Origin of the sequence: Arenimonas metalli CF5-1 (assembly GCF_000747155.1) — a bacterium.
In the GTDB taxonomy this organism is placed as follows: domain Bacteria; phylum Pseudomonadota; class Gammaproteobacteria; order Xanthomonadales; family Xanthomonadaceae; genus Arenimonas; species Arenimonas metalli.
The window spans coordinates 1-1,179 of record NZ_AVCK01000054.1; the positions used below are offsets into that span (position 1 = coordinate 1).

Annotated in this window: 1 protein-coding gene; it reads right to left on the reverse strand. The window is 62.6% G+C overall.

All coding sequences use genetic code 11. The features are described from left to right. Positions 1-146: 146 nt before the first annotated feature. Positions 147-1,115 (reverse strand): IS5 family transposase, encoded by a 969-nt coding sequence (locus N787_RS11705; RefSeq protein WP_034214354.1) that lies wholly within the window; start codon positions 1,113-1,115, stop codon positions 147-149. Positions 1,116-1,179: the final 64 nt, after the last annotated feature.

The window sequence follows — 1,179 nt, forward strand, 5'->3', positions numbered from 1 at the left end:
GGATCATCTGAATAACACGCCCTGATGCTGCTTTTGCCGCCACACGAGCATCAATATTGTGTCGAGCAGCGATTTTCATCGATTTCAGGTCGGATTTCGGCCGTTTCTGGCCTGTTCTGGCGGGCTTCCCCGCCATCCAGGCGCAACTATCCCGCAGCCGCCAATAAATCTCGCCGCGCCATCCACAGGTTCGACAACGCGAACAGTGTCAGCACCTGCGCAGTGTTCTTTGCCAGCCCGCGGTAACGCACTTTGGCGTAGCCGAACTGGCGCTTCACCACCCGGAACGGGTGCTCCACCTTCGCGCGCACGCTGGCCTTGTAGCGCTCCCAGCGCTCGGCGTATTTGCGGTCACGCTTGTTCTTCATCGCCCGCAGCTTCGACGGCTTCTCCGCGATCAGGAAGCCGACCTCAACGTGCTGCAGCTCTTCGCGCTTGTCGGCGCCGGTGTAGCCGCTATCGCCGCACACCGTGGCCTCCTTGCCATGCAGCAACTTGTGCACCTGGGTCACATCGCCGACGTTGGCGGCCGTGCACTCCACGTGGTGGACCAACCCCGACTCGTCGTCCACGCCAATGTGCGCCTTCATCCCGAAGTGCCACTGGTTGCCCTTCTTCGTCTGGTGCATCTCCGGATCGCGCTTGCCGTCCTTGTTCTTCGTCGAGCTTGGCGCGGCAATGATCGTGGCGTCCACGATCGTGCCCGCGCGCAGGCTCTGGCCCTTGCGGGCGAGGTGTGCGTTCACCCGCGCCAGGATCTTCGGCGCCAGATCATGCGTCTCCAGCAGACGCCGGAAGTTGAGGATCGTGGTCTCGTCGGGGATGCTGTCCAAACCGCTCAGCTCGGCGAACCGGCGCATCACCGCTGTGTCGTAAAGCGCCTCTTCCATGGCCGGGTCGCTGAGCGCGTACCACTGCTGAAGGAAGTGAACCCGCAGCATCGTTGACAGCGGATACGGCTGCCGGCCAGGGCGACCCATCTTCGGATAGTGCGGCTCGATCAGCTTCAGCAGCGCCTTCCACGGCACCACCTGATCCATCTCGGCCAGGAAGATCTCCTTGCGGGTCCGCTTGCGCTTGCCCATGCCTTCGGCATCACCGAACGTCAGCTGCATCGATCGTCACCCTCATCGCGTTGCGCTATTGTCGCCCACGTCGGGGGAGTTGTTCAGAGTTTCC